This window comes from Streptomyces sp. NPDC012935, from assembly GCF_042900345.1.
Classification (GTDB): Bacteria; Actinomycetota; Actinomycetes; order Streptomycetales; family Streptomycetaceae; genus Streptomyces.
Genome location: NZ_JBIBBC010000017.1, coordinates 174,951 through 194,790, shown reverse-complemented (window position 1 = coordinate 194,790; position 19,840 = coordinate 174,951). Strand labels below are relative to the sequence as shown.

At 70.5% G+C, this 19,840-nt stretch carries 18 protein-coding genes; 8 read left to right on the top strand and 10 right to left on the bottom strand.

The features are described 5' to 3' along the window. Positions 1 to 28 precede the first annotated feature (28 nt). Positions 29 to 778, top strand: a complete 750-nt coding sequence (locus tag ACFY5C_RS32730; RefSeq protein ID WP_389451140.1) for a TioE family transcriptional regulator — start codon at positions 29 to 31, stop codon at positions 776 to 778. A gap of 400 nt (positions 779 to 1,178) precedes the next feature. Here ACFY5C_RS32730 and ACFY5C_RS32725 read toward each other — a convergent pair whose 3' ends face one another. Beyond that, on the bottom strand, positions 1,179 to 2,231 hold the full coding sequence (locus ACFY5C_RS32725) for a tyrosine-protein phosphatase (RefSeq protein WP_389451134.1): 1,053 nt from the start codon (positions 2,229 to 2,231) through the stop codon (positions 1,179 to 1,181). A gap of 498 nt (positions 2,232 to 2,729) precedes the next feature. Here ACFY5C_RS32725 and ACFY5C_RS32720 point away from each other — a divergent pair, with 498 nt between their 5' ends. Further along, complete coding sequence (locus ACFY5C_RS32720) at positions 2,730 to 3,188, top strand: SRPBCC family protein (protein WP_389451131.1); 459 nt, start codon at positions 2,730 to 2,732, stop codon at positions 3,186 to 3,188. Positions 3,189 to 3,352: 164 nt separating this feature from the next. Then, the gene (locus ACFY5C_RS32715) at positions 3,353 to 3,844 is read left to right on the top strand and encodes a flavin reductase family protein (protein ID WP_389451128.1); all 492 of its coding nucleotides are present in this window, start codon (positions 3,353 to 3,355) and stop codon (positions 3,842 to 3,844) included. Between the two features lie 170 nt (positions 3,845 to 4,014). Here ACFY5C_RS32715 and ACFY5C_RS32710 read toward each other — a convergent pair whose 3' ends face one another. Together ACFY5C_RS32710 and ACFY5C_RS32705 are read right to left on the bottom strand one after the other, a co-directional pair. Next, entirely contained in the window at positions 4,015 to 4,236 is a 222-nt protein-coding gene (locus ACFY5C_RS32710; protein WP_389451125.1) for a ferredoxin, read from the bottom strand. A 2-nt stretch (positions 4,237 to 4,238) separates the two neighbouring features. Continuing rightward, entirely contained in the window at positions 4,239 to 5,435 is a 1,197-nt protein-coding gene (locus ACFY5C_RS32705; protein ID WP_389451122.1) for a cytochrome P450, read from the bottom strand. A gap of 294 nt (positions 5,436 to 5,729) precedes the next feature. Between ACFY5C_RS32705 and ACFY5C_RS32700 the strand changes: the two genes are divergently transcribed. After that, complete coding sequence (locus tag ACFY5C_RS32700; protein ID WP_389451119.1) at positions 5,730 to 6,737, top strand: serine hydrolase; 1,008 nt, start codon at positions 5,730 to 5,732, stop codon at positions 6,735 to 6,737. Between the two features lie 513 nt (positions 6,738 to 7,250). On the opposite strand, the gene ACFY5C_RS32695 is transcribed toward ACFY5C_RS32700, so the two are convergent. The 3 genes from ACFY5C_RS32695 to ACFY5C_RS32685 form a co-directional block, all read right to left on the bottom strand. Further along, positions 7,251 to 8,579, bottom strand: coding sequence for a DUF4241 domain-containing protein (locus ACFY5C_RS32695; RefSeq protein WP_389451116.1), 1,329 nt, complete (start codon positions 8,577 to 8,579; stop codon positions 7,251 to 7,253). Positions 8,580 to 8,624: 45 nt separating this feature from the next. After that, positions 8,625 to 8,870, bottom strand: a complete 246-nt coding sequence (locus ACFY5C_RS32690) for a DUF5133 domain-containing protein (protein WP_389451113.1) — start codon at positions 8,868 to 8,870, stop codon at positions 8,625 to 8,627. Positions 8,871 to 9,064: 194 nt separating this feature from the next. Further along, a complete protein-coding gene (locus ACFY5C_RS32685; RefSeq protein ID WP_389451110.1) occupies positions 9,065 to 10,030 on the bottom strand; it encodes a YihY/virulence factor BrkB family protein in 966 nt (321 codons plus the stop codon). 256 nt (positions 10,031 to 10,286) lie between these two features. On the opposite strand from ACFY5C_RS32685, the gene ACFY5C_RS32680 reads away from it, so the two are divergent. From ACFY5C_RS32680 to ACFY5C_RS32665, 4 genes are all read left to right on the top strand, one after another. Then, the gene (locus tag ACFY5C_RS32680) at positions 10,287 to 11,294 is read left to right on the top strand and encodes an NADP-dependent oxidoreductase (protein WP_389451107.1); all 1,008 of its coding nucleotides are present in this window, start codon (positions 10,287 to 10,289) and stop codon (positions 11,292 to 11,294) included. 24 nt (positions 11,295 to 11,318) lie between these two features. Then, complete coding sequence (locus ACFY5C_RS32675) at positions 11,319 to 12,371, top strand: alcohol dehydrogenase catalytic domain-containing protein (RefSeq protein ID WP_389451104.1); 1,053 nt, start codon at positions 11,319 to 11,321, stop codon at positions 12,369 to 12,371. A 137-nt stretch (positions 12,372 to 12,508) separates the two neighbouring features. Beyond that, a complete protein-coding gene (locus tag ACFY5C_RS32670) occupies positions 12,509 to 15,481 on the top strand; it encodes a hypothetical protein (RefSeq protein ID WP_389451101.1) in 2,973 nt (990 codons plus the stop codon). A gap of 236 nt (positions 15,482 to 15,717) precedes the next feature. Continuing rightward, the gene (locus ACFY5C_RS32665) at positions 15,718 to 16,224 is read left to right on the top strand and encodes a GNAT family N-acetyltransferase (protein WP_389451098.1); all 507 of its coding nucleotides are present in this window, start codon (positions 15,718 to 15,720) and stop codon (positions 16,222 to 16,224) included. A gap of 188 nt (positions 16,225 to 16,412) precedes the next feature. Here ACFY5C_RS32665 and ACFY5C_RS32660 read toward each other — a convergent pair whose 3' ends face one another. The 4 genes from ACFY5C_RS32660 to ACFY5C_RS32645 are packed head-to-tail and all read right to left on the bottom strand — an operon-like array spanning position 16,413 to position 19,752. Further along, positions 16,413 to 17,075 carry a spherulation-specific family 4 protein gene (locus ACFY5C_RS32660; RefSeq protein WP_389451095.1) on the bottom strand — a complete coding sequence of 221 codons (663 nt, stop codon included), beginning with the start codon at positions 17,073 to 17,075 and terminating at the stop codon, positions 16,413 to 16,415. Beyond that, complete coding sequence (locus ACFY5C_RS32655; RefSeq protein WP_389451092.1) at positions 17,072 to 17,998, bottom strand: NAD-dependent epimerase/dehydratase family protein; 927 nt, start codon at positions 17,996 to 17,998, stop codon at positions 17,072 to 17,074. The genes ACFY5C_RS32660 and ACFY5C_RS32655 overlap by 4 nt, the downstream gene beginning before the upstream one ends. 6 nt (positions 17,999 to 18,004) lie before the next feature. Next, a complete protein-coding gene (locus ACFY5C_RS32650) occupies positions 18,005 to 18,718 on the bottom strand; it encodes an NDP-sugar synthase (protein ID WP_389451089.1) in 714 nt (237 codons plus the stop codon). A gap of 32 nt (positions 18,719 to 18,750) precedes the next feature. Further along, positions 18,751 to 19,752, bottom strand: coding sequence for a GDP-mannose 4,6-dehydratase (locus ACFY5C_RS32645; RefSeq protein WP_389451087.1), 1,002 nt, complete (start codon positions 19,750 to 19,752; stop codon positions 18,751 to 18,753). Positions 19,753 to 19,840 lie beyond the last annotated feature (88 nt).

Below are 19,840 nucleotides of genomic sequence, written 5' to 3'. Positions count from 1 at the left end.
GAAAGTTTCTCGCGACATCGGCAGGGGCATGGGGCAAAACCTTCAAACCGGTGAGCAGCTCAGGCCGATTGACCTGGCGCGCGGGCACGGTCTGTCCACGCAGGCGGTCCGCAACTACGAGGAGGCCGGCATCCTCCCGACCGCCGGTCGCACACCGCACGGCTACCGCACCTACACCTCGCTGCACGCAGGGGCCCTGCGTGCCTTTCTCGCCCTGGTGCCCGGCCACGGCCACCAGCGGGCGACGTCGATCATGCGGGCCGTGAACCAGGGCGCGGACGACGAGGCGTTCCGCCTCATCGACGAGAGCCACGCCCAGCTCCTCGACGACCGGCGGACCCTCCAGGCAGTCGAAGACGCCCTCCGCGACCTGGAACCCAATGCGCCGGTCGAGCCCGCAGGGGGACCCGTGTCAGCCGCGGCGTCCGGGCCCGGCGCCATGTTCATCGGGTCGCTGGCACAGGACCTCGGAATCCGGCCCGCGACGCTGCGTAAGTGGGAGCGCGTCGGGCTGGTGAGCCCGCGCCGTGACCCGCAGACCGGGTACCGCCTCTACGACGAGGCCGACGTGCGGGACGCCCGGCTGGCCCATCAACTCAGGCGGGGCGGCTACTTGCTGGAGCAGATCGCCCCGTTGATCGCCCAGGTGCGGGCGGCCGGCGGTCTGGAGCCGCTGGAGGCCGCGCTGTGCGACTGGCGCACCCGGCTGTCCGCTCGCGGGCGAGCGATGCTGACCGGGGCCGCGGAGCTGGAGAGGTATCTCCGTGAGCGCGAGTGAGACTTCGGCCGCCGACTTACTTCGCTGCCGCCGTAATACCGCAATTGCCGTTCCAGGGTTACGAGTTCCGGCGTCACGCTCAGCGAATTCTGTAGAAATTCTGTTGGGACTTCCCATCCGAGAGTCGGCAATTGCAGCCAGTACCGTCCTCGTCCGTTTACGGAACGCTCCCCCAGCGCGCAGCCATAAGCGGCCCCCGCAGAGGAAATTCACTATCTGCTGGACGAATTCAGGTGGCCCCGGCACGACTTGCGCCGGAGGCCACCTGAAGCGCCGTGTCGTAGTGGACTGGTCGAGCGCGTCGAGTCGCTGGCCGGCGGTCAGCCGTTGGGGTGGGCGGCCGCGATCAGCTCCGTGCGGAGGTCCCTCCACTTGACGAAGGCGCGTCCCTGCCTGGGGATCAGCCGACCAGGAGGTCGTTCTTGAGGGCGCGCAGTTCGCGACCGTCCATGCCGAGGCCCTCGCGGAGGTAGGCGTTGAAGGAGCCGTAGTCGTCCCCTACTTCCTGGAACCCGGAGTTGAGGTACTCAGGGCGGACGTCGAGGAGGGTCTTGTAGATCTTGGCCTGTTCGGCGGGCAGCGCCGCGAGGGTGGCTTCGTTGACGGCGGCACGGTAGGTGTTGCTGGCGAGGTAGTCGGCCATGACCGTCTCACGGGGCACGCCCAGCGCCGTGAGCAGAGCCGCACTGGACCAGCCCGTGCGGTCCTTGCCGGCAGTGCAGTGGTAGAGGACGCCCGCCTGGTCGTCGTCGACGACACCGCTGTACACCGTGGTGTAGGCGGTGCGCGCGGAGTCGGCGCTGACCATGACCTTTTCGATGTCGGTCATCATCCGGACGGCTTCCGCCTCGGTGCGCGGCATGGTGATGGCGTCCGAGTCGCCCATGACGTCGGCGACGGTGTAGGTCGCGCCGGCCGGCACACGGTCCGGGTCGGCCGTTCGCTCCGACGCCGTCCGCAGGTCGTACACCGCGTCGATGCCGAGGCGTTCGAGCTTGGCGAGGTCGGCGTCGGAGAGATGGTTGAGGGCGTCGGACCGGTACACCTCACCCATCTTCACCCAGTGCCCGTCCCTGGTCCGGTAACCGCCCGCGTCACGGAAGTTGACGGCGCCGTCGAGCTCGATGAGCCGGTCGGCCAGGTGGAGCGAGCCGCCACGGTCGGGAACGAGGTCGAACCACTGCCGGTCGGCGGCAGCCAGATCCCGCACGGTGACATCACCGCGTGAACCACCACGCGCGACGACCTTCCCGCCGGCCATGACGGTCACCTTCCGAACGCCGGGCGCCTGCCAGACGATGCGGTACGAACCGTCGCCGTCGGCGGTCACTGTGGCGGCGGTGAACGGGATGCGGTGCGTCGTCGACGTGTGGGCGGCGGCCGGAGTGACCGTGGCGGAGGCGGCGGCAGCGGTGAGCGCGAAGGCGGCACCGGCGCGGATCAGGTTCTTCATGAGCCGGATGCTGTGCGCACGGACCGACATCGCAGTGAACGACGGAAGGCCGACATATTCTGCCGTGATGGCAGTTTGTGCCACCACGCGTAAGCGGGGAGCTCTGTGTGGTCGCAGGGGATGGGTGACGAAGCTCGCCGGTGCTTCGGGCGGTCGATGCTTCGCACGGCAATGCTGCTGTTGCCCTGTTCGGGCGTCTCCCGGTCGAAGACCGGTCGCGTAGCGCTTCGGCTGCCGCGCCGCTGTCGGTGACGTGGGTGGTCCGCCCGGACTGGGGCACCGCGCGGATGTCACGCGCGCACGCGCTCGTGGACTATCGCTGCGTTCCTCGCCTCGCGGGATGCTCGGTGGTCCCATAGGGTCACGGTGCCGATACGGCGGGACGGGCGGCGCCGCCGGCGTACGTACGAAGCAGTTCCCCACGGCCCGACGGTCCGGCGGACGTTTCCCGGGGAGCCGTGGTCATGCTGCTGCGGCTCAGGCGATGGAGGAGCGCTGATGTCAGGACAGTTTGAAGCGACGGTCGAGGTCGATCGTCCTGTCGAGGCGGTGTTCGACTACCTCGCCGACGGACGCAACGATCCGCAGTTCAGCCCGCGAGTTCTCGAGATCGAGCGGGTTCCCGACGCACCGACCACCGTCGGTACCGTCTTCCGCAGCACGGTCAAGGACGCCGGGATGAAGACCTCCCGGGAGTTCCGGATCACCGACCTCGAAGCGCCGGTGCGAATCCGCTGGGCCGAGGTGTCGAAGAACACCGTCACGGCCCGCGAAGGCGGCTACGACCTGGAGTCGCTGGCCGGAGGCAGGACCCGGGTCCGAATCCACAACGTGCTGGAGGGCCACGGCGTTGGCAAGCTCCTGGTGGGCCTGGCGCTCGCCGCCGCCCGCAAGGATGCCGACGCCTTCGGCACCCGGATCAAGGCGGCGGCCGAAGCCGCGATCGCCCAGCGCTGAGGCCTGCCTCTCGGACGGTACGGCCGACGATGTAGCCGGCTGGTCCGCACCCGCTGCCGGCTGCGTACCGCCGTCCCGCGACCGCCATCTCCCGATCACGAGTCCAGGATGGCCGGCACACGCACCGCAGCCTCAGCGGCCGTTGCGACTACGAATACGTGAATATGGTGGGCATGGACGCGTTCACCGAAAGACTCGACCCCGATATGTACGTGGTCACGGCCACGGAGGGCGACGAGCGGGCGGGCTGTCTCGTGGGGTTCGCCTCGCAGTGCTCCATCCGGCCGGTGCGGTTCGTGGTGTGGCTGTCGAAGGTCAACCGGACCTATGAAGTGGCCGGTGCGGCCGACTTCCTCGCCGTCCATCTGCTGACCCGGGAGCAGCAGGAACTCGCCGCCTTGTTCGGTGGCGAGACCGGTCATCAGGTGGACAAGTTCGCGCGTGCGGCTTGGACCCGGGGGCACGGCGGGGCCTCCGTCCTGCAGGATGCGTGCGCGTGGTTCGTCGGGAGCATCGAGCAGAAGATCGACGGCGGCGACCACGTCGGCTTCGTCCTGGATCCCGTGCAGTACAGCGAGGGCGCGAAGGCCGACGGCCCGCCCCTGCTGCGGCTCTCGGATGCCCTCTCCATTGAGCCCGGGCATCCGGTGGACTGAAGGGTCCTGCCCCGCAAGTGGTCGCCGAGACGGTCGTCGACACGTACATGGCAACCACCGGGCAGGAAGCGTGATGCCTGTTCCACGGATGCACACCGTGCGCGGTGCACGCGAGCGCCCCCGCCGACGCACGGCGCGTGGTTCTCAGTCCGAGTGCGGGGGCGTCGCCGTCAGGCAGTGCTGGACCCCGGCGCGCGGAAGGTGATCGCCCCGGAGGGGCACACTCCGGCGGCCATCTGCGCGGCCGCGCGATGGGCGGTCGGCGGCTCGGGGTGCAGCAGGAGCACGCGGCCGTCGTCGGGGTCCTGGTCGAAGACCTCGGGGGCGGTCAGGGCGCACATCCCGGCGCCGATGCAGCGCTCGCGGTCGACGCGCAGGTGCGTCGTTCTCATGGCTACTCCTTGTCCCAGGTGACGGGGAGGCTCTTCACGCCGTAGATGTCCGCCGTCTCGGGTCGCAGGCCGACTTCTTCGGCCGGTACGGCCAGACGCAGTGTGGGGAACCGGTCGACCAGCGCGCGGAAGGCGACCCGCATCTCGACACGGGCCAGTTGCTGACCCAGGCACTGGTGGATGCCGTGACTGAAAGCCAGGTGCCCAGCGGTGTCGGGCCGTTGGAGGTCGAGCGCGTGGGGGTCGGCGAAGCGTTCGGGGTCGCGGTTGGCGGTGTTGTACGACAGGACGACGGTCGTGCCGGCCTCGATGGTCCGGCCGCCCAGCTCGACGTCCTCGAGGGCCGTCCTCATGAACGTCTTGGCGACGCTCAGATACCGCAGCAGCTCCTCCACGGCCCTGTCGGTGAGCGCGGGGTCGGCGCGGAGCGCAGCCAGTTGTGCCGGGTGCTGCAGCAGCGCGAAGGTGCCGAGGGACAGCATGTTCGCGGTGGTGTCGAAGCCGGCGGCCAGCAGGATCAGGCTGATCCCCTTCAGCTCCTCGTCGTTGAGGTCGCTGTCGGTGAGTTCGCTGAGCACGTCGTCGGTGGGGTGCGCGCGCTTGGCGGCCACCAGTCGGGCGAGGTATTCCTGCGTCGCGGTGTAGGCCGCGATCAGTTCCTCGTCGCTCGTCGCGCCTCCCATGAACGTGTCGATCTGCTCCTGGAACGAGCCCCGGTCCTGGTAAGGCACACCCAGCAGTTCACAGATGACGATGGTGGGGATGGGCTTGGCGAACGCGGTCACCAGGTCGGTCGGCGGCCCGGTCTTCTCCATGGCGTCCAGGCAGTCGGCTGTGATCTGCTCGATGCGCTCGGTGAGAAGCCGCATCCGCCGCACCGTGAACTTGCCCACCAGCGGCTTGCGGTAGCGCCCGTGCTGCGGTTCGTCCATCAGGAGGAACTCGCCGGGCGGCGCCGGAGGAACCTCGAAGTCGCCCACGTTCAGGAGCTCCTTGCGCGAGCTGAACCGCGGGTCGGCCAGGACCGACCGGACCAGGTCGTAGCCGGTGATCAGCCAGCCGGGTTTTCCGCCGGGGTGCGTGTAGCGGCTGATGGGGCCGTGCCCGCGGGCTTCGAGCAACTCTGCCGGCGGGTCGAAGGGGCAGCCGGACTGACGCGCCGTCGGAAGCGTCGTGACGGTGTGCAGGGACTCGCTCATGACCATTCCTCATCTCGCGATATTACGTGTTTGACGCAGCTCGAAAGCTACGTTGCATTCATCATTGCGTCAATCGCCCGAAACACATATCTCCAGCACAGCGACGGCAAATTGATGCAATGACCGTGTCGTTGAATGCAACGTGGCGTTGCAATGGATGACGACGAAGGCAATAGCCGAAGGTGCGCGACGGGCAGCCGCCGACGGGCGGCACACCAGGCGGGGGCGAGCGGCATGACACGCCGGTCCAGATCTCAATCCCTGTCACTGAATCCGGTTTGTCATATTTTCTGATTGCTCTCCACCTTCTCCGACAGGAACACCGAGGCCTGCCCTGCCATGCCCGACGGACAGCCCAACCGGATGCACCCGACAAACGACCGCCTCGCGCGCACCCTGAGGGTCTGCGCTGCCTGCGCCGCCACCGTGGTCGTGGCGTCGCTCGCCGCTTGTTCCGCCACCGGCATGCCCCGCGAGGCGCGGGCGCCCTCCGCGCGGGAGGGCGCGCCGGCCCCCGGACTGGCGGCGCCTCCGCGCGAGAACCTGCGTGCCACTCTCACGCGTGCTCTCAGGCCGGTTCTGCCGGACGGCGACACGCGGTTGGCGGTGGCGGTCGTCGACCTGGACAGCGCCTACCAGCAGATCACGTCGTACGGCGAGGACGCGACGTTCGTCACTGCGAGCATCAGCAAGGTGAACATCCTCGCGACGCTGCTGCTCCAGGCTCAGGACGAGGGCCGCGAGCTGACATCTGCGGAGCGCCGCTACGCCGAGGAGATGATCCGGACGAGCGACAACGAAGCGGCGAACGTCCTGTGGCGGGCGATCGGCAGGGCGGAAGGCCTCGACGCGGCGAACGAGCGGCTGGGGCTCTCCTCGACGCAAGGCGGCAACAGCTGGGGCCTCACCCGGACCACCGCAACGGACCAGGTCAAGTTGTTGCGCGCAGTCTTCGCGGAGGGCCGATGGGCTCCGCCCGCTCCCAGAGGGCTGACCCAGGCGTCCCGTGCCTCCATCGGGGACCTGATGGGCGGCATCACGGACGACCAGGACTGGGGGGTGTCCGCCGCCCGCTCCCCCGGCTCCCGATGGGCCCTCAAGAACGGCTGGCTGCGGCGGACCACGACCGACCTGTGGGTCATCAACAGTGTCGGCCAGGTCAAGGTCCACGGCCGCCGGTATCTCGTGTCGGTCCTCAGTGACGGCAACCCGACGATGGAAAGCGGGATCTCGCTCGTCGAACGGGCGGCGCGGGCGGCGATCGGCGCGGCCAGCACACACGCCCGTCCCTGGCCGCAGTGACGTGAGAGGGTCCGGCACCCCGGATCCCGCCCAGCCGAAGGTCGGCTCCGATGTCGGCGGCCAGGTCGTCCCGTGCCCGGCTCGGTCACGCGATCCCTCGGACACGCCTTGGTTCAGCTCCGCTCTCGTGGTCGCCTGCCTCGTAAGAGGTATCGCCGCACCGGCAGACTCATCCGCACGGCGGGGCGACGTCACGACCGGTGACGGACGTCTGCGGGGCGGGTGTTGAGCAGGATCGGTGGTGGCGGAGCGGGGGTCGTCCCCTCGCCCCGGCGCTTCGGTTCCACGACCCCCCACCGGCCGGGCGAGCGACTGGGGGCGATGTTGCGGTCGGGAAGGCGGGCGCGGAGATGTGGCGGAAGATGTCGGGAACGGCCTGTCGGCTCCGTCCCAGGGGCGGACGCGGCGGCCGTGGTCGCATCCTGCCGAGGAGACCAGCATGATCTGTTACGTCCGCGACCCGGCGGCGTCATCGTCGCGCTCGCCGAAGAGTTCGGCTGATGGTCGCGTGCTTTACGCGTCCTGCCGGTCTCGACCGGACAGCAGGTCCTGACGGCTCAGGGTCAGCATGTCGGCGACGAAGCAGGTGACCTCGCCGTCGGCGTCCCGGCCGATCCACACCGGATAGGAGCCGTCTCCCATCCCGCTCGGGTAGCCGATGAGGTTGCCCCCGGACTCCGGGTCGTCGAGGGCAAAGATGCCGTCGGCGCTGTCGCGGTCCGGGACCGTCCGTTCGCCGCCGGTGAGCCTGTCGGCCGCAGCGGCGTCGACGAAGCAACCGGTGCCGCTGTCCACGCCGAAGCCGTAGAACTCACCCTCCCGAAGCATCCGCGGGTCCTCACCGGGCCGCAGCGCCAACTCCCAAGTAGCCGTGGGCTCCTCGGAGACGAGGATGCGCGCCCCGGTGAAGCCCTCCATGTGCAGCGCCTTGCCCCAGTGCTCGACCGGGTAGGCCGCGGTCGCGATCTGCATGCGGTAGCTGCCAGGACGTACGGCCACCGTGAACGGCTCCTCGGGAGTCCGCCAGCCCGGATCGCAGGCGACGACGCGACCGGTCGGCAGCCGCAGCAGGCCTGCATCGATGATCCGCTCGACGACGTACGGGCCGGTCGCATGGCTGTCCGGCGGTGAGAAACGGGTCCCCGGCAGGAACATCTCGTCGAGGTGGCGGGGACGCAGAGAGCGGGGCGGGCACCACCCGGGGGCGGTGGCACGGCCGTCCTCCTCCTGGTCCTGCGTGGTGCCGTCTCGCCGAGGAGCTTCCTCCGGTACGTCCCGCAGGCCGACGTCGCTTGCGAGTCCGCCGGTCACCAGGGCCACCGCCCACGCCCAGTCGCCGAAGGCCGAGACCGGTACCCAGCGCTGCTCGTCCGTGACGTCGGCCAGGGTGTGCAGCGAGCTGCCCAGGGCGCCCTTCGGCTGGGAGACCTTCCGGCCCGTGCCGTCCGGGTAGAGGTCGATGAGGACGCGCCCCGCGTCGTCCGCGAACTCCTTCAGTGCCTCGGTGGCGTAGCGCCACTGCGCGATGTGGCGGCACAAGAGCCGGCCGGGTTCCAGGCGGCGCAGGTCGAACTCACGGAATCGGCGGCCCTGCTCGTCGTACGCCCACACGCCGGCATAGTCGTATGCCCATGCGATGTTGAGCACGGCGATCGGCTGGGGGCGCCCTTGTTCGCGCAGCACCACGGTGTACTGCTCGCCCGCGGCGTCCCTCTCGGCGGCGAGCTTCCGGCTGATGGCTCCGAGGACCGTACGGGAGGCGGAGTCCCAGCCCTCCCCGTACGTCACGTCAATGATCACGTTGATCTCAGCGTCGGAGCGGGCGGACTCGTCACCTCCCATGCCGTCCGACGAGAGCCGCCGGTTCGTGACACAGGTCCGGGCCTCCTACGCCGCCAGCGTCGTGTCGTCTCGCGTGGGGCCCTCACGGTCGGCGCGGTACCCGTGCAGCAGTGCGTCCGCTGCGGGCAGGGCGTCCTCGGCGGTGCGGGCGCCGGTGATCACGCAGAGCGTGTGCGTGGCGTCCTCGAGAGCGCGGCTGGTGCGGCCGGTGGGAAGCACGTCGTGGGCGATGCGCGCCTCGGCGAACCGGGCCAGCGCGGCACGCAGTTCCTTCTCAGCCGGAAGGAGCATGGCGATTCCTCTCTCCAAGCACAGCTCGCCAGGCGGCCGACGCCGCCGCGAGGAACAGGCTGCATAGATGGCTCACGCCGCTGATCGGCACAGAGCAGCGCGAGCAGAGATCCAAGTGCCCCGCGCCGAAAGGTCTATGCCTGCAGACCACCGTGATCCCTCGTCAGGGGGAACGGCAGGCTGGCCGCTCGGCCTCACCTGCCCGGTCCGGGGTCCGGCCGGACAGCTGATTCGATGCCGGCGCGGGCCGCTTCCAGCTGGGCCGCGAACGCGATGCCGAGGAAGAGCGCGACCGCGGTGAGGTTGGCCCACAACAGCAGGGCGATGAAGGCGGTGAGCGGCCCGTACACGGCGCCGAAGGCACCGCTCTCCTTGACGTACAGGGCGAGCAGCCAGGTGGCCGACACCCACAGCAACAGGTGCACGGCCGAGCCGAAGGCCAGCCATGTGTAGCCGGGCTGGACGCGCCGCGGCGACCAGCGGAAGATCACGGCGGAGGCCACCCAGGCCAGTGCGAGCCCCACCGGGATGTCGAGCGCACCCCACCACTGGGGCCCGCCGCCCTCCCGGCCGGTGGTGTCCGCCACCGCGTCGCCCACGGCCTCGCCGGCGACGAGCACGACGAACCCCAGCACCAGGGGCAGACCGGCGGCGAGCGCGAGAACCATCGCCCGCGCGTACTTGCGCGGGAAGGGACGGTCCCGCTCGATGCCGTAGATACGGTTGGCGCCGCGCTCGATCTGGCCCATGGCCGAGGCGAGGTTCAGCAGCGCGAAGGCGAGACCGAGCCACAGCGCGAGCGTGCTCCAGACGTCGCCGTGCGCAGTGCGCCGCGTCCCCTCGAAGGCGTCCTCGACGATCCCCGCACTGGCGCCCGGCACGAGCCGGCCGAGCGTGTCCTCGATGACCCGGCCCACGACCTCGGTGTGCACCGATGTCGCCAGGCCGACGAGCGCCACGGTGCAGGGAACCAGCCCGAGCACCACCTGGAAGGCCAGCGCCCGCGCGTTGGTGAACCCGTCCGCGTAACGGAACCGTGTGAAGGAGTCGGCCAGCAGCCGCAGTCCCCCGTAGTGGCGCAGGGCGGCGAACGCCTCGTCACCGGAGAGTTCCTCCCCGATCATGTCCCGGGTCTGCGGCACGTGGACGGCGGTACCCATGGCGTCGACCCTCCTTGTAGTAGCTACTGGTCGTAGCTACCCCTCGTAGCTACCCGTCGTACAGCTGCTCCCTGTCCGGATGCCCAGCGAACCCGTGCGTCCGACCTCTGGCGGCGCCCTATGTGAAACCTGCTCCGTGTCCCGGGCCGATCATCTCTTGCCCCACACCCATCGGGCCCGTACGCTCACGAGCCATACCGACCGGATGGTATGTCCCGAACCAGAGTCACCGCGTCCGACTGAGGAGCCGCCGAAGATGAGCCGAACCAACCACCAGGTGCGCTTGGCCGCCCGACCCGTGGGCGAGCCGCGGCCCACCGACTGGGAGCACGTGACGGAGCCGGTAGGGCAACCGGGCGACGGGGAATTCCTGGTGCAGGTGCTCTGTCTGTCGATCGACCCGGCGATGCGCGGCTGGATGAACGCGGGCAGGTCCTACATCCGCCCCGTGGAGATCGGCGAGGTCATGCGCGCCGGCGCGGTGGGGCGCGTGATCGACTCACGGCACTCCGGATTCGCGGTCGGCGACCATGTGTCCGGGTCGTTCGGCGTGCAGGAGTACTGCCTGGCGGACGGCCGAGATGTGATCAAGGTCGATCCGGCGGCGGCCCCCCTCCCGACATATCTCGGCACCCTCGGCATGTCGGGGCTGACGGCCTACTTCGGCCTGATCGACATCGGGCGTCCCGAGCCGGGACAGACGGTCGTCGTCTCCGGCGCGGCGGGAGCGGTCGGCAGCGTCGTCGGCCAGATCGCCAAGATCATGGGCTGCCGGGTCATCGGCATCGCCGGCGGCGAGGCCAAATGCCGGCTGCTGGTGGACGAGTTCGGGTTCGACGCCGCCATCGACTACCAGAACGAGGACATACGCAAGGCGCTGCGCACCCACGCCCCGGACGGCGTCGACGTGTACTTCGACAACGTCGGCGGCGACGTCCTGGACGCCGTACTGCTGCGGCTCGCACGCGGCGCCCGAGTCGTCGTCTGCGGCGCGATCTCCCAGTACAACAGCGTCAAGCCGCAAGGCCCCGCGAACTATCTGTCGCTGCTGGTCAACCGGGCCACCATGACGGGCATGGTGGTCTTCGACTACGCCGACCGATACGCCGAGGGAATCGCCCGGATGGCCACGTGGCGCAAGGAAGGCCGGCTGAAGTCACTCGAGGACGTGGTGTCCGGTGACGTGGCGGCGTTCCCCGACACGCTCATGCGCCTGTTCCGTGGTGAGAACCAGGGCAAGCTCGTGCTGAAGATCGCGGACTGACGGGCCGGGGGGAGGAACGATCCGATGAAGGCACTCACCTACCACGGCCGCCACGACATCCGTTACGGCGACGTCCCCGATCCGGCCGTCACGAGCCCCACGCACGCGGTCGTCCAGGTGACCACGGCCGGCATCTGCGGCAGCGACCTGCACATCTACCACGGCAACCCGTTCAGCCCGGAACTGGGCTACACACCGGGCCATGAGTGTGTCGGTGTGGTCGTCGACATCGGCGACCAGGTCACCCGGTTCAAGCCCGGCGACCGGGTCCTGGTCCCGGCCTCGGCCGGCTGCACCCGGTGCCGTGCCTGCGCGGCCGGGTTCACCGCCCGGTGCGAGAACGCCAAGTCCAGTACGGAGCTCTGCTACGGCGTGAGCCCTCAGCTCCCCGGCAGCCAGGCCCAGGCCCTCGCGGTGCCCCATGCCGACATCAACCTGGTGCACCTGCCCGAGGGCATCTCCGACGAGGCCGCCGTCGTCCTGACGGACAATGCTCCGACGGCCTGGTACGGCTGCCGTCGCGCCCGCATCCAGCCCGGCGAGACCGTGCTGGTCATCGGTCTGGGACCCGTCGGCCTCATGGCCGCCCAGTCCGCCTTCTCGATGGGCGCCGCGCGTGTGCTCGGTGCGGACCTGGTCGCGGAGCGACGCTCGTTCGCCGCGTCCCTCGGCGTCGAGCCGGTCGAGGGCGAGGACACGAAGGCCGCCATACGGGAGATGACCGGGGGGCGTGGACCGGACGCGGTGGTGGAGGCCGTGGGCTCGGACGCCACCATCGAGCTCGCCCTCAAGGCGGTCCGGCAGGCCGGCCGGGTCAGTGTCGTCGGAGTCAGCCACAGCAAGGCGTTCCCCTTCCACATGGGACTGGCGCAGATCAAGGAACTCGAGTTCGCCATCGGTCTGTGCTCGATCCACTACGAGCTTCCGACCCTGATCGCGCTGGCCCAGGCCGGCCGGATCAAGCCGGAGGTCGTGGTGTCGCACCGCTTCCCCCTGTCCCAGGGCCCTGCCGCGTACGAACTCTTCGCCGACCGCTCGGACGGGGTCCGCAAGATCCTTCTCGATCCCACCGGCTGACCTTGGTCGACTCGCACACCCGCTCGTGACGAGTCGTGAGAATTCGCAACGCCCGTACGGTGCAGGGTGTTTGGCTGTGGGTATCTCCTTCGGATCCGGGAGTGCCGGGTCGGGCGGATGCGACGGGGGCGGAGCGAGTGGGCAGAGAGGTGTGGAGCGGCAGCGCCGGGATCGAGGCGGCCGACGCCGTGTTCGAGTTGATGAGGCGACTCATCGACAACTTCCGGGACAACCCGCCGGTGACGCCGCTGGTGGTGCTGCAGGCCATCGAGGAGGACGACACCGGCACTCTCGACCGGCGGGTGGAACAGGTCGTGGACTTCGTCCGCCAGGGCCATCAGCCGCGGGGGCTGATCGCCAAACGGCTGGACGGCGCAGGCGGCGTGGACGCCTATTCCTCCGCGATCGACATGGTGCGCCAGCTGTGCGAGCACCCTTGGGACAACCAGAACCAGTCGCAGTACAAGCCGTTCACCTTTCCCCGCTCTCGGCTGCTGCGGGCCATCGAGCAGGCCGCGCCGGAGGTCGGCGGTGAGGTCAGCACAGTGTGGTCGGCCGCCCAGCGCCGCGAACGGCTGATGCGGCGGCTGGCCGAACTGCGCTGGCGTCCGGGGCGCGACCCGGACGGCGCCGACGAGGCGAACCGCGCCTCGGCGCTGGCGGACACCGTCGGCGCGGTGGTGAACCCGTCCGGTTTCGTGGGGGCGATGTTCATCGCCTGCCTGAGCGTGCTGTTGGGCGAGGGCGGTTGGCAGACGGCTGTGTGGGGCGGTGCCCTGGCATTGGCCGCCTTCGGCGTGGCGCACCTGCTGGCGCGCAGCGCGCCGCCGCTACTGTGGCTGCGCCGAGCCAGCCGGTGGTTCGCGACCACGACGTTCCTGGCACCTTCGAGCGACCGGCCGGCCGCCGCCGAGTGGTCCCGGTGGCGGCCGACGAAGTCCTGGGAGACCATCCGCGGCCGGGCCTTCGCCGCCGCCCAGCAGATCGTCGCCGCCGAGTCCGGTGACGTGACGGCACGTCAGTTCCATTTGGAGCTGCGGGTGCTGGCGCTGCTGGAGGACCTCCGCGAGAACTTCCGGCCCAGGACGCTGGACCTGCGCCGCCGTAAGCGCACGGTCCCGCCCGTGGTGTATCTGCCGTGCGCCACCGAGGACGACGGTGGTCTGCTGTTGCTGCGGGCGATCAGCAACGTACGCACCCGCCGCAGCGAAGTGGACCCGCTGCTGGTGCTGGCCGCGATCCCGGCGGCCGAACGGTTGCGGCCACCGGGATCCGAGGAGCCAGGGCTGCATGCGGGGCAGCCCGGGCTTCCTGGCGCACCCCATCCCTCCGGTGCCGCAGGGGACGATCCGGAGCGCGCCTTCGGGGCGGACGCCAGGTACCAGGAGTGGGTGACCGGCCTCAACGTCGGCCAGTCCCCCGGGCGGTCGGCCGCACTGCCCTGGATCCTGCGGATACCGCTGTCCGCCGACGAGTTGGTCCGTCGGCACTCCACGCAGCACTCCACCACCAGGATCCGCCGTACTGCGGCCTGGCTGCTGTGGTCCAGGCCCTGTCTGGCGGTGGTCCTCGCCATCGCCCTCGGGCTGGGTTTCCTGGGCAACCGGTGGATGGCCCAGCGCTACTGCGAGGGCCGGCTGGTCGGCTCCAACACGGACTCGGTCCTGGTGGGCGGCGAGTGCGTGGGGGTGGCGACCGGGGACGTACGGCTGGCCGCGGGCAACGAGCTGGAACTGTACGGCGCCGGCAAGGGCGTCACCTTCGACGCCGTCGAGCAGGCGATCCGGGCCGAGAACGCGAAGATCGGCCCGAAGGACAAGTACGTGACGATCGTCTACGCCGGCCCGGTCACCGCGGCGGACGAGTCCGGCACCCGCAAGGGGCTCGAGGAGATCACGGGCGTCTACCTCTACCAGAGGTACGCCAATGTCAGCACTCACCAGCCGACGAAGATAAGAGTCCTGCTGGCCAACGCGGGCGAGAACATGCTCCAGGTGCTGCCCATGGCCCGGCACATAGCCGAGCTGGCCCGGCGCGACCGGTCCGTCGTCGGCGTCGTCGGCCTGGGACGGGACACCACGGAGAGCGATGACGCCGTGGAGATCCTCAAGGGTGCGGGCCTGCCCGTGGTGAGCACCACCAACTCCGGGAGCCACCTGGCGCGGGAGTTGTCGAACTGGTTCGGTCTGGCGGCCACCGACGAGGAGGAGGCGAACGCGCTGCTCGTCGTCGCCAGGCAACTCGCCCAACGCGAGGACGGCGCCCGGGCCGTGGTGCTGGCCCGCAAGGTCGGCAGCGAGAAGGACTTCTACACGACCGAGCAGGCCAGGGTGGGCAAAGGGATGCTGGACCGGGCCGGCTTCAGCTTGCTGCCCTCCCGGTCCTACCGGCTCAGCCCCAACGGCGAACCGGAACTCACCGATCCGGTCGAGGCGATCTGCGCCAGTCAACCCGTGCCCCGGGCCCTGTACTTCGCGGGCCGGGTGGAGGACGTGCCCAACCTGATGTCCCAGCTCGGCTCCATGCCCGGCTGCTCCGGCCGGCACATGACCGTGTTCACCGGCGACGACCTGACCAAGAGCAACTACGAGGAGGGCGAGAGTCTACGCATCCCTCCGGAGGTCACCCTTTACCACTTCGCCCTGGCACCGATGGACCTCGTCGGCGCGACCGGCTTCTATCAGGACGCCCACCGCGTGATCAGCGACCTGCTCCCTGCGGGCACCGGGGCGACGGCGCTCGCCGACCCTGTCCGGCCGTGGAACGACGCGCTGTTCTCCAGCGGTCAGTCGGTCCTGGCCTACAGTGCCACCGCGGTGCTGTACCGGGCCTCGAAGAACGGCGACGCCCCGCAGACCGCACCGGAGACCTGGGCAGACCTGCGCTGGCGCCCCAACCCGAACCTTCCCGTCGGCACGGTCAGTTTCGCGGGCAGCCAGCCCTACGCCGACCAGCGGGGGCACGGCTACAAGATCGTGCGGGTGACCTACCGCGACCACAAGGTGCGCTCGGCGACCGTCTGCGGGCGACCCGCGGGAAGCGACCAGCCGCTCTCCGCACCGCCGGGCCGCAAGGGGGCCGACCCTCGTACGGTGTGCCGGGAGGAGTGATCCTGACGGCACCTCACACAGGCGCCCCGGTTATGCTGATGGCTGTTCGTGTCAGCAGGTGATCCGAGATACGGGGAGGTGGGGTTGATGACCGAGCTCGTGGCCACCGTGCACAGTGTCCGGGTTTCCCTCACGTCCCGGGCCGTGGCCTGACGCCGTCCTGTCCGCCCTCGCCGGGAGCGTGAGCTCGCGGGGCGCCTGCCCGAACACCACCCGGAAACGGATCATCATCCATCATGCGCAACTGGATCACGCGCGCTGAGACCAGCGCCGACATCCCCGCCGTCCGCGAAATCAACCTGGCCGCGTTCGAGACACGCCTGGAGGCCGACCTCGTCGACGCATTGCGCGCCGATCCCGCCTGGATCGAGGGGCTGTCCCTCGTCGCCACGGACGACGACGGCCGCCCCGTCGGCTACGCCCTGCTGACCCGCTGCCACATCGGCGAGGCCCCGGCCCTGTGCCTGGCCCCGTGTGCCGTGCGGCCCGAGCAGCAGAGCAGCGGCGCCGGCTCCGCGGTCATCCGCGCCGCTCTCGCAGCGGCCGAGGAGAAGGGCGAGCACCACGTCGTCGTCCTCGGGCACCCGACGTACTACCCCCGGTTCGGCTTCGACCGCGCCTCCGCCCACGGCATCGGCCTGACCATCGACGTACCCGACGAGGCCCTGATGGCCCTCACGCTGGACGCCGCCCACCCGCTCCCCGGCGGAACGGTCCGCTACGCCGCGCCCTTCGGCATCTGACCGACTCGCGGTGCGGGGCCACGGCATTCGGCCTCGCACCGCGGGTCGCGGCTCAGTCGCGACCACCACCCCGCACGGCCGTGGGGCAGTCGTCGTAGAGGTCGTTACCGTCGAGGTCGTGGACGGTCACGTCGACGGACGGGTCACCAGAGTCGACCAGGTGGGTGCGTCGGCCGAGGCCGCCCGCCTCACCTGTCCGCCTCGGTCAGCGCCGGGGTCAGCCCCGACCAGGGGTTCGGTGGTTCTCCCGTCACCGGCCCGCACACGCCCGCGCCCCGCTCCTGCGCGGTCCTGGTGGCGAGCGGCACGAGCGGTTCGGGTACGCCGTAGACCAGGTGGCACAGGCGGTCGGCGGGCAGCCGCTCGGTCCACGAGGGGCGGCTGAAGTCCGATACGTACCTCGACCAGGGGCCTTCGAAGGTGACCGTCAGGTCGGCGAGCCGGGCGTAGCCGGGTGCGGGATGGACGCCGGGGTTGAGGACGACGGTCGAGGCCCCGAGCCGGCGGGCGGAGCGGACCAGGCGGCGGCAGTCCGGCAGCGCGTCCGGGGCCGCCGGTACCTGGTCCAGGAAGCAGCCGTCGACGGCGTACCACTCCTGATGGCGCCGCAGATCCGCGGTGATCTCGGCGGGTTCACGGGCTCCGTAGTCCGTGTCGAGGTAGCCGAGCAGGCGGGCCCCCGCCGCCCGCAGTGCCTCGGCGGCCTTGGCGAACGCCGGATCCGGGGCCCGGCCGGGGCCGTTCGCCGGGTTCAGTACGACGGCGTAGGTGCGCGCGGCGCACGTGATGAGCCGGTGCCAGGCGCCCGGGTCCTCGGCGGGATGCACGTACAGCGGAATCAGCAGGCTCACCGCGCCGGTGCCCCTTCGGCGCTGCGGGCCCGTGGGCGGACGGCCGCCCACAGTGCTGCCAGGGACGCGTCGAGGGTGTCGGACGGCGACCAGCCCAGGGCGTCACGGGCGGCGGTGATGTCCGAGCACTGCCACGACACCTGCGCGGAGCGGACCGACGCGCCGGACCCCGCCTCGTCGATCCGGCCGCGGAAACCGGCCGCGTCCGCCAACCCGCGCACCATGTCCCGCACCGGGCGGGCGTCGCCGCCGCCGATGTTGAGCACCGGCGGCAGCGCTCCTGGGGCGGTGACCGCCAGTCGGGCCGCCCGCGCCACATCCCGTACGTCCACGAAGTCACGGTATGCGGAGAGGTCACCGAGCCGAAGCGTGGCTGCCGGGTCGTCCCCGGCACCCGCGAGCATTGCGGCGACGCGGCCGGGCAGCCCGGTGGGCGGGGCCCCAGGGCCGACCGGGTTCCCCACCCGTAGCACCACCGCGTCCAGCCCGGACGCGGTCACCGCCACCGTGCCGGCCAGCTTGGTCGCGCCGTACGGGCCGGCCGGCCGGGTCGCCGCCGACTCCGTCACCCGCGTGCCGGCCTCGGTGGGTCCGTACTCGGCTGCCGAGCCCAGATGGACCAGGCGGGCCCGGGGCGCCGCGTCCCGCAGTGCCGCGCACAGCACTGCCGGGCCACGGGCGTTCACCTCCGCGAGGGTGACGGCGTCGCCCCCGGTCGCGCCCGCGCAGTTGACGACGGCGTCGGGCGCGACCTCGGCCACGACCGCTGCCAGTTCCTGGGGACGGTCGGCGGCCAGGTCCACCCTGGCGTCGGCGGCGGGCGAGCGGCCGCCGACGAGGACCCGCGCGCCGGGCAGGGTGCGCAGGTGCTCGGCGACGTGCGTGCCCAGGTAGCCGGTGGCGCCGAGTACGAGGATGCGCATGGCTGTTCAGGCCCCCTTGAGCAGCAGCGACTTGCGGCTGGTGAACTCCGCGTTGGCCCGGTCGTAGTCGTCGGGGCGGCCTATGTCCAGCCAGTAGCCGTCGAACTCGTAGGCGTGCGGCGGGCGTCCGGCCGCGAGGAGGTCCATCACCAGCTCGTCGAAGCCGAGCGGCAGCCCGGGGGTGTAGCCGTCGAGGGTGGCACGGGAGACGCCGTAGACGCCCATGGACACCCGGTAGTCGATGCTGGGCTTCTCGGTGAAGGCGACCACCCGGCTGGCGTCGGTGGTCAGCACCCCGAAGTCGATGTGCACCTTGCGGGCGTAGGTGGCGATGGTCAGGGGCGTGCTGGACGCCTCGTGGGTGCGCAGCACGTCGGCGTAGTCGAGGTCGGTGAGCACATCACCGTTCATGACCAGGAAGTTCTCGGGCAGCCGGTCGCGCAGGGTGAGCAGGGGGCCCATGGTGCCGAGCGGGCTCTCCTCGGTGGCGTAGTCGACGCTCAGGCCCCATTGGGTGCCGTCGCCGACGTAGGCGCGGATGATCTCGCCGAGGTGGCCGATGGCGATGGTGCAGCGGGTGAAGCCGGCCGTGGACAGCTGGCGCAGCACGATCTCCAGGATGGCGTGCTGGTCGCCGATGGGGACGAGCGGCTTGGGCAGCGCGGTGGTGTACGGCCGCAGCCGGACGCCTTTTCCTCCGGCCAGGATGACTGCGTGCATGACATACCTCCTGCGGGTACGTGCCGGTCGGGTCAGATGTTGTAGATGCCGGTCTTGTAGCGGGCCAGGTTGGCCGGATCGACGAACCACCGGGCGGTTCGCGCGAGCCCTTCCTCCAGCGTGTGGCCGGGCTGCCAGCCGGTCGCCGCGGTCAGCCGGGTCGCGTCGGCGACGAGCCGCATCACCTCGGAGGCCGCGGGCCGCAGGCGTTCGGGGTCCTCGCGGACGTCCAGGGGGGCGTCCATGACCTTGCCGATCAGCGCGACGAGGTCGCCGACGGAGATCTCGCCGCCGGTCCCGGCGTTGAAGGTGCGGCCGACGACCTGCTCGGCCGGCGCGGTGCCCACCGCGAGAAACGCCCGCGCGGTGTCCTCGACGAAGGTGAAGTCCCGGGTGGGACGCAGGTCGCCGAGGGTGATGGTGCGCTGCCCGGCCGCCACCTGGCCGATGACCGTGGGTATCACGGCGCGCATCGACTGGCGCGGGCCGAAGGTGTTGAAGGGCCGCAGCGTCACCACGGGGGTGCCGAAACTGGCGTGGTAGCTGTCGGCCAGCCGGTCGCCGCCCGCCTTCGAAGCGGCGTACGGGGACTGCGTGTTGATGGGGTGGTCCTCGGTGATCGGCACGGTCTGCGCGGTGCCGTACGTCTCGCTGGTCGAGGTGTGCACCAGTCGCGGGGTCTGGAGGGAGCGCACCGCCTCCAGCACGTTGAGCGTGCCGGTGACATTGGTGTCCACGTAGCTGTGCGGAGCCTGGTAGGAATACGGGATCGCGATGAGCGCGGCCAAGTGGTACGCGCAGTCGGCGCCGTCGAGCAGGCCGCGTACCGAGCCGGGATCCCGTACGTCGCCGAGGACGATCTCCACCTGGTCGAGGACATCGGAGGGCAGGGTCTCCAGCCAGCCGTAGGAGGAGAAGGAGTTGTACTGGGCCATGGCCCTCACGCGGTGGCCGGAGGCGACGAGCGCCTCGGTGAGATGCGAGCCGATGAATCCTTCGGCGCCGGTGACGGCGGCGAGCGGTGCGGAGGTCAACTCTTTGTCCCTTCGTAGTGGTTGTCAGACGGGAGACCCGGCGTGGACGGGGCTGGATGCGGCGTCTGTGGTCTGCCAGGAGTGGTGC

Excerpts from the sequence above, each read along its gene's own strand:
- ACFY5C_RS32730 (WP_389451140.1), top strand. The coding sequence starts at position 29 with ATGGGGCAAAACCTTCAAACCGGTGAGCAGCTCAGGCCGATTGACCTG.
- ACFY5C_RS32685 (WP_389451110.1), bottom strand. The coding sequence starts at position 10,030 with ATGGGTACCGCCGTCCACGTGCCGCAGACCCGGGACATGATCGGGGAG.
- ACFY5C_RS32715 (WP_389451128.1), top strand. The coding sequence starts at position 3,353 with ATGGTGGGCATGGACGCGTTCACCGAAAGACTCGACCCCGATATGTAC.
- ACFY5C_RS32680 (WP_389451107.1), top strand. The coding sequence starts at position 10,287 with ATGAGCCGAACCAACCACCAGGTGCGCTTGGCCGCCCGACCCGTGGGC.
- ACFY5C_RS32665 (WP_389451098.1), top strand. The coding sequence starts at position 15,718 with ATGCGCAACTGGATCACGCGCGCTGAGACCAGCGCCGACATCCCCGCC.
- ACFY5C_RS32725 (WP_389451134.1), bottom strand. The coding sequence starts at position 2,231 with ATGAAGAACCTGATCCGCGCCGGTGCCGCCTTCGCGCTCACCGCTGCC.
- ACFY5C_RS32720 (WP_389451131.1), top strand. The coding sequence starts at position 2,730 with ATGTCAGGACAGTTTGAAGCGACGGTCGAGGTCGATCGTCCTGTCGAG.
- ACFY5C_RS32705 (WP_389451122.1), bottom strand. The coding sequence starts at position 5,435 with ATGAGCGAGTCCCTGCACACCGTCACGACGCTTCCGACGGCGCGTCAG.
- ACFY5C_RS32655 (WP_389451092.1), bottom strand. The coding sequence starts at position 17,998 with ATGCGCATCCTCGTACTCGGCGCCACCGGCTACCTGGGCACGCACGTC.
- ACFY5C_RS32650 (WP_389451089.1), bottom strand. The coding sequence starts at position 18,718 with ATGCACGCAGTCATCCTGGCCGGAGGAAAAGGCGTCCGGCTGCGGCCG.
- ACFY5C_RS32695 (WP_389451116.1), bottom strand. The coding sequence starts at position 8,579 with ATGGGAGGTGACGAGTCCGCCCGCTCCGACGCTGAGATCAACGTGATC.
- ACFY5C_RS32690 (WP_389451113.1), bottom strand. The coding sequence starts at position 8,870 with ATGCTCCTTCCGGCTGAGAAGGAACTGCGTGCCGCGCTGGCCCGGTTC.
- ACFY5C_RS32675 (WP_389451104.1), top strand. The coding sequence starts at position 11,319 with ATGAAGGCACTCACCTACCACGGCCGCCACGACATCCGTTACGGCGAC.
- ACFY5C_RS32710 (WP_389451125.1), bottom strand. The coding sequence starts at position 4,236 with ATGAGAACGACGCACCTGCGCGTCGACCGCGAGCGCTGCATCGGCGCC.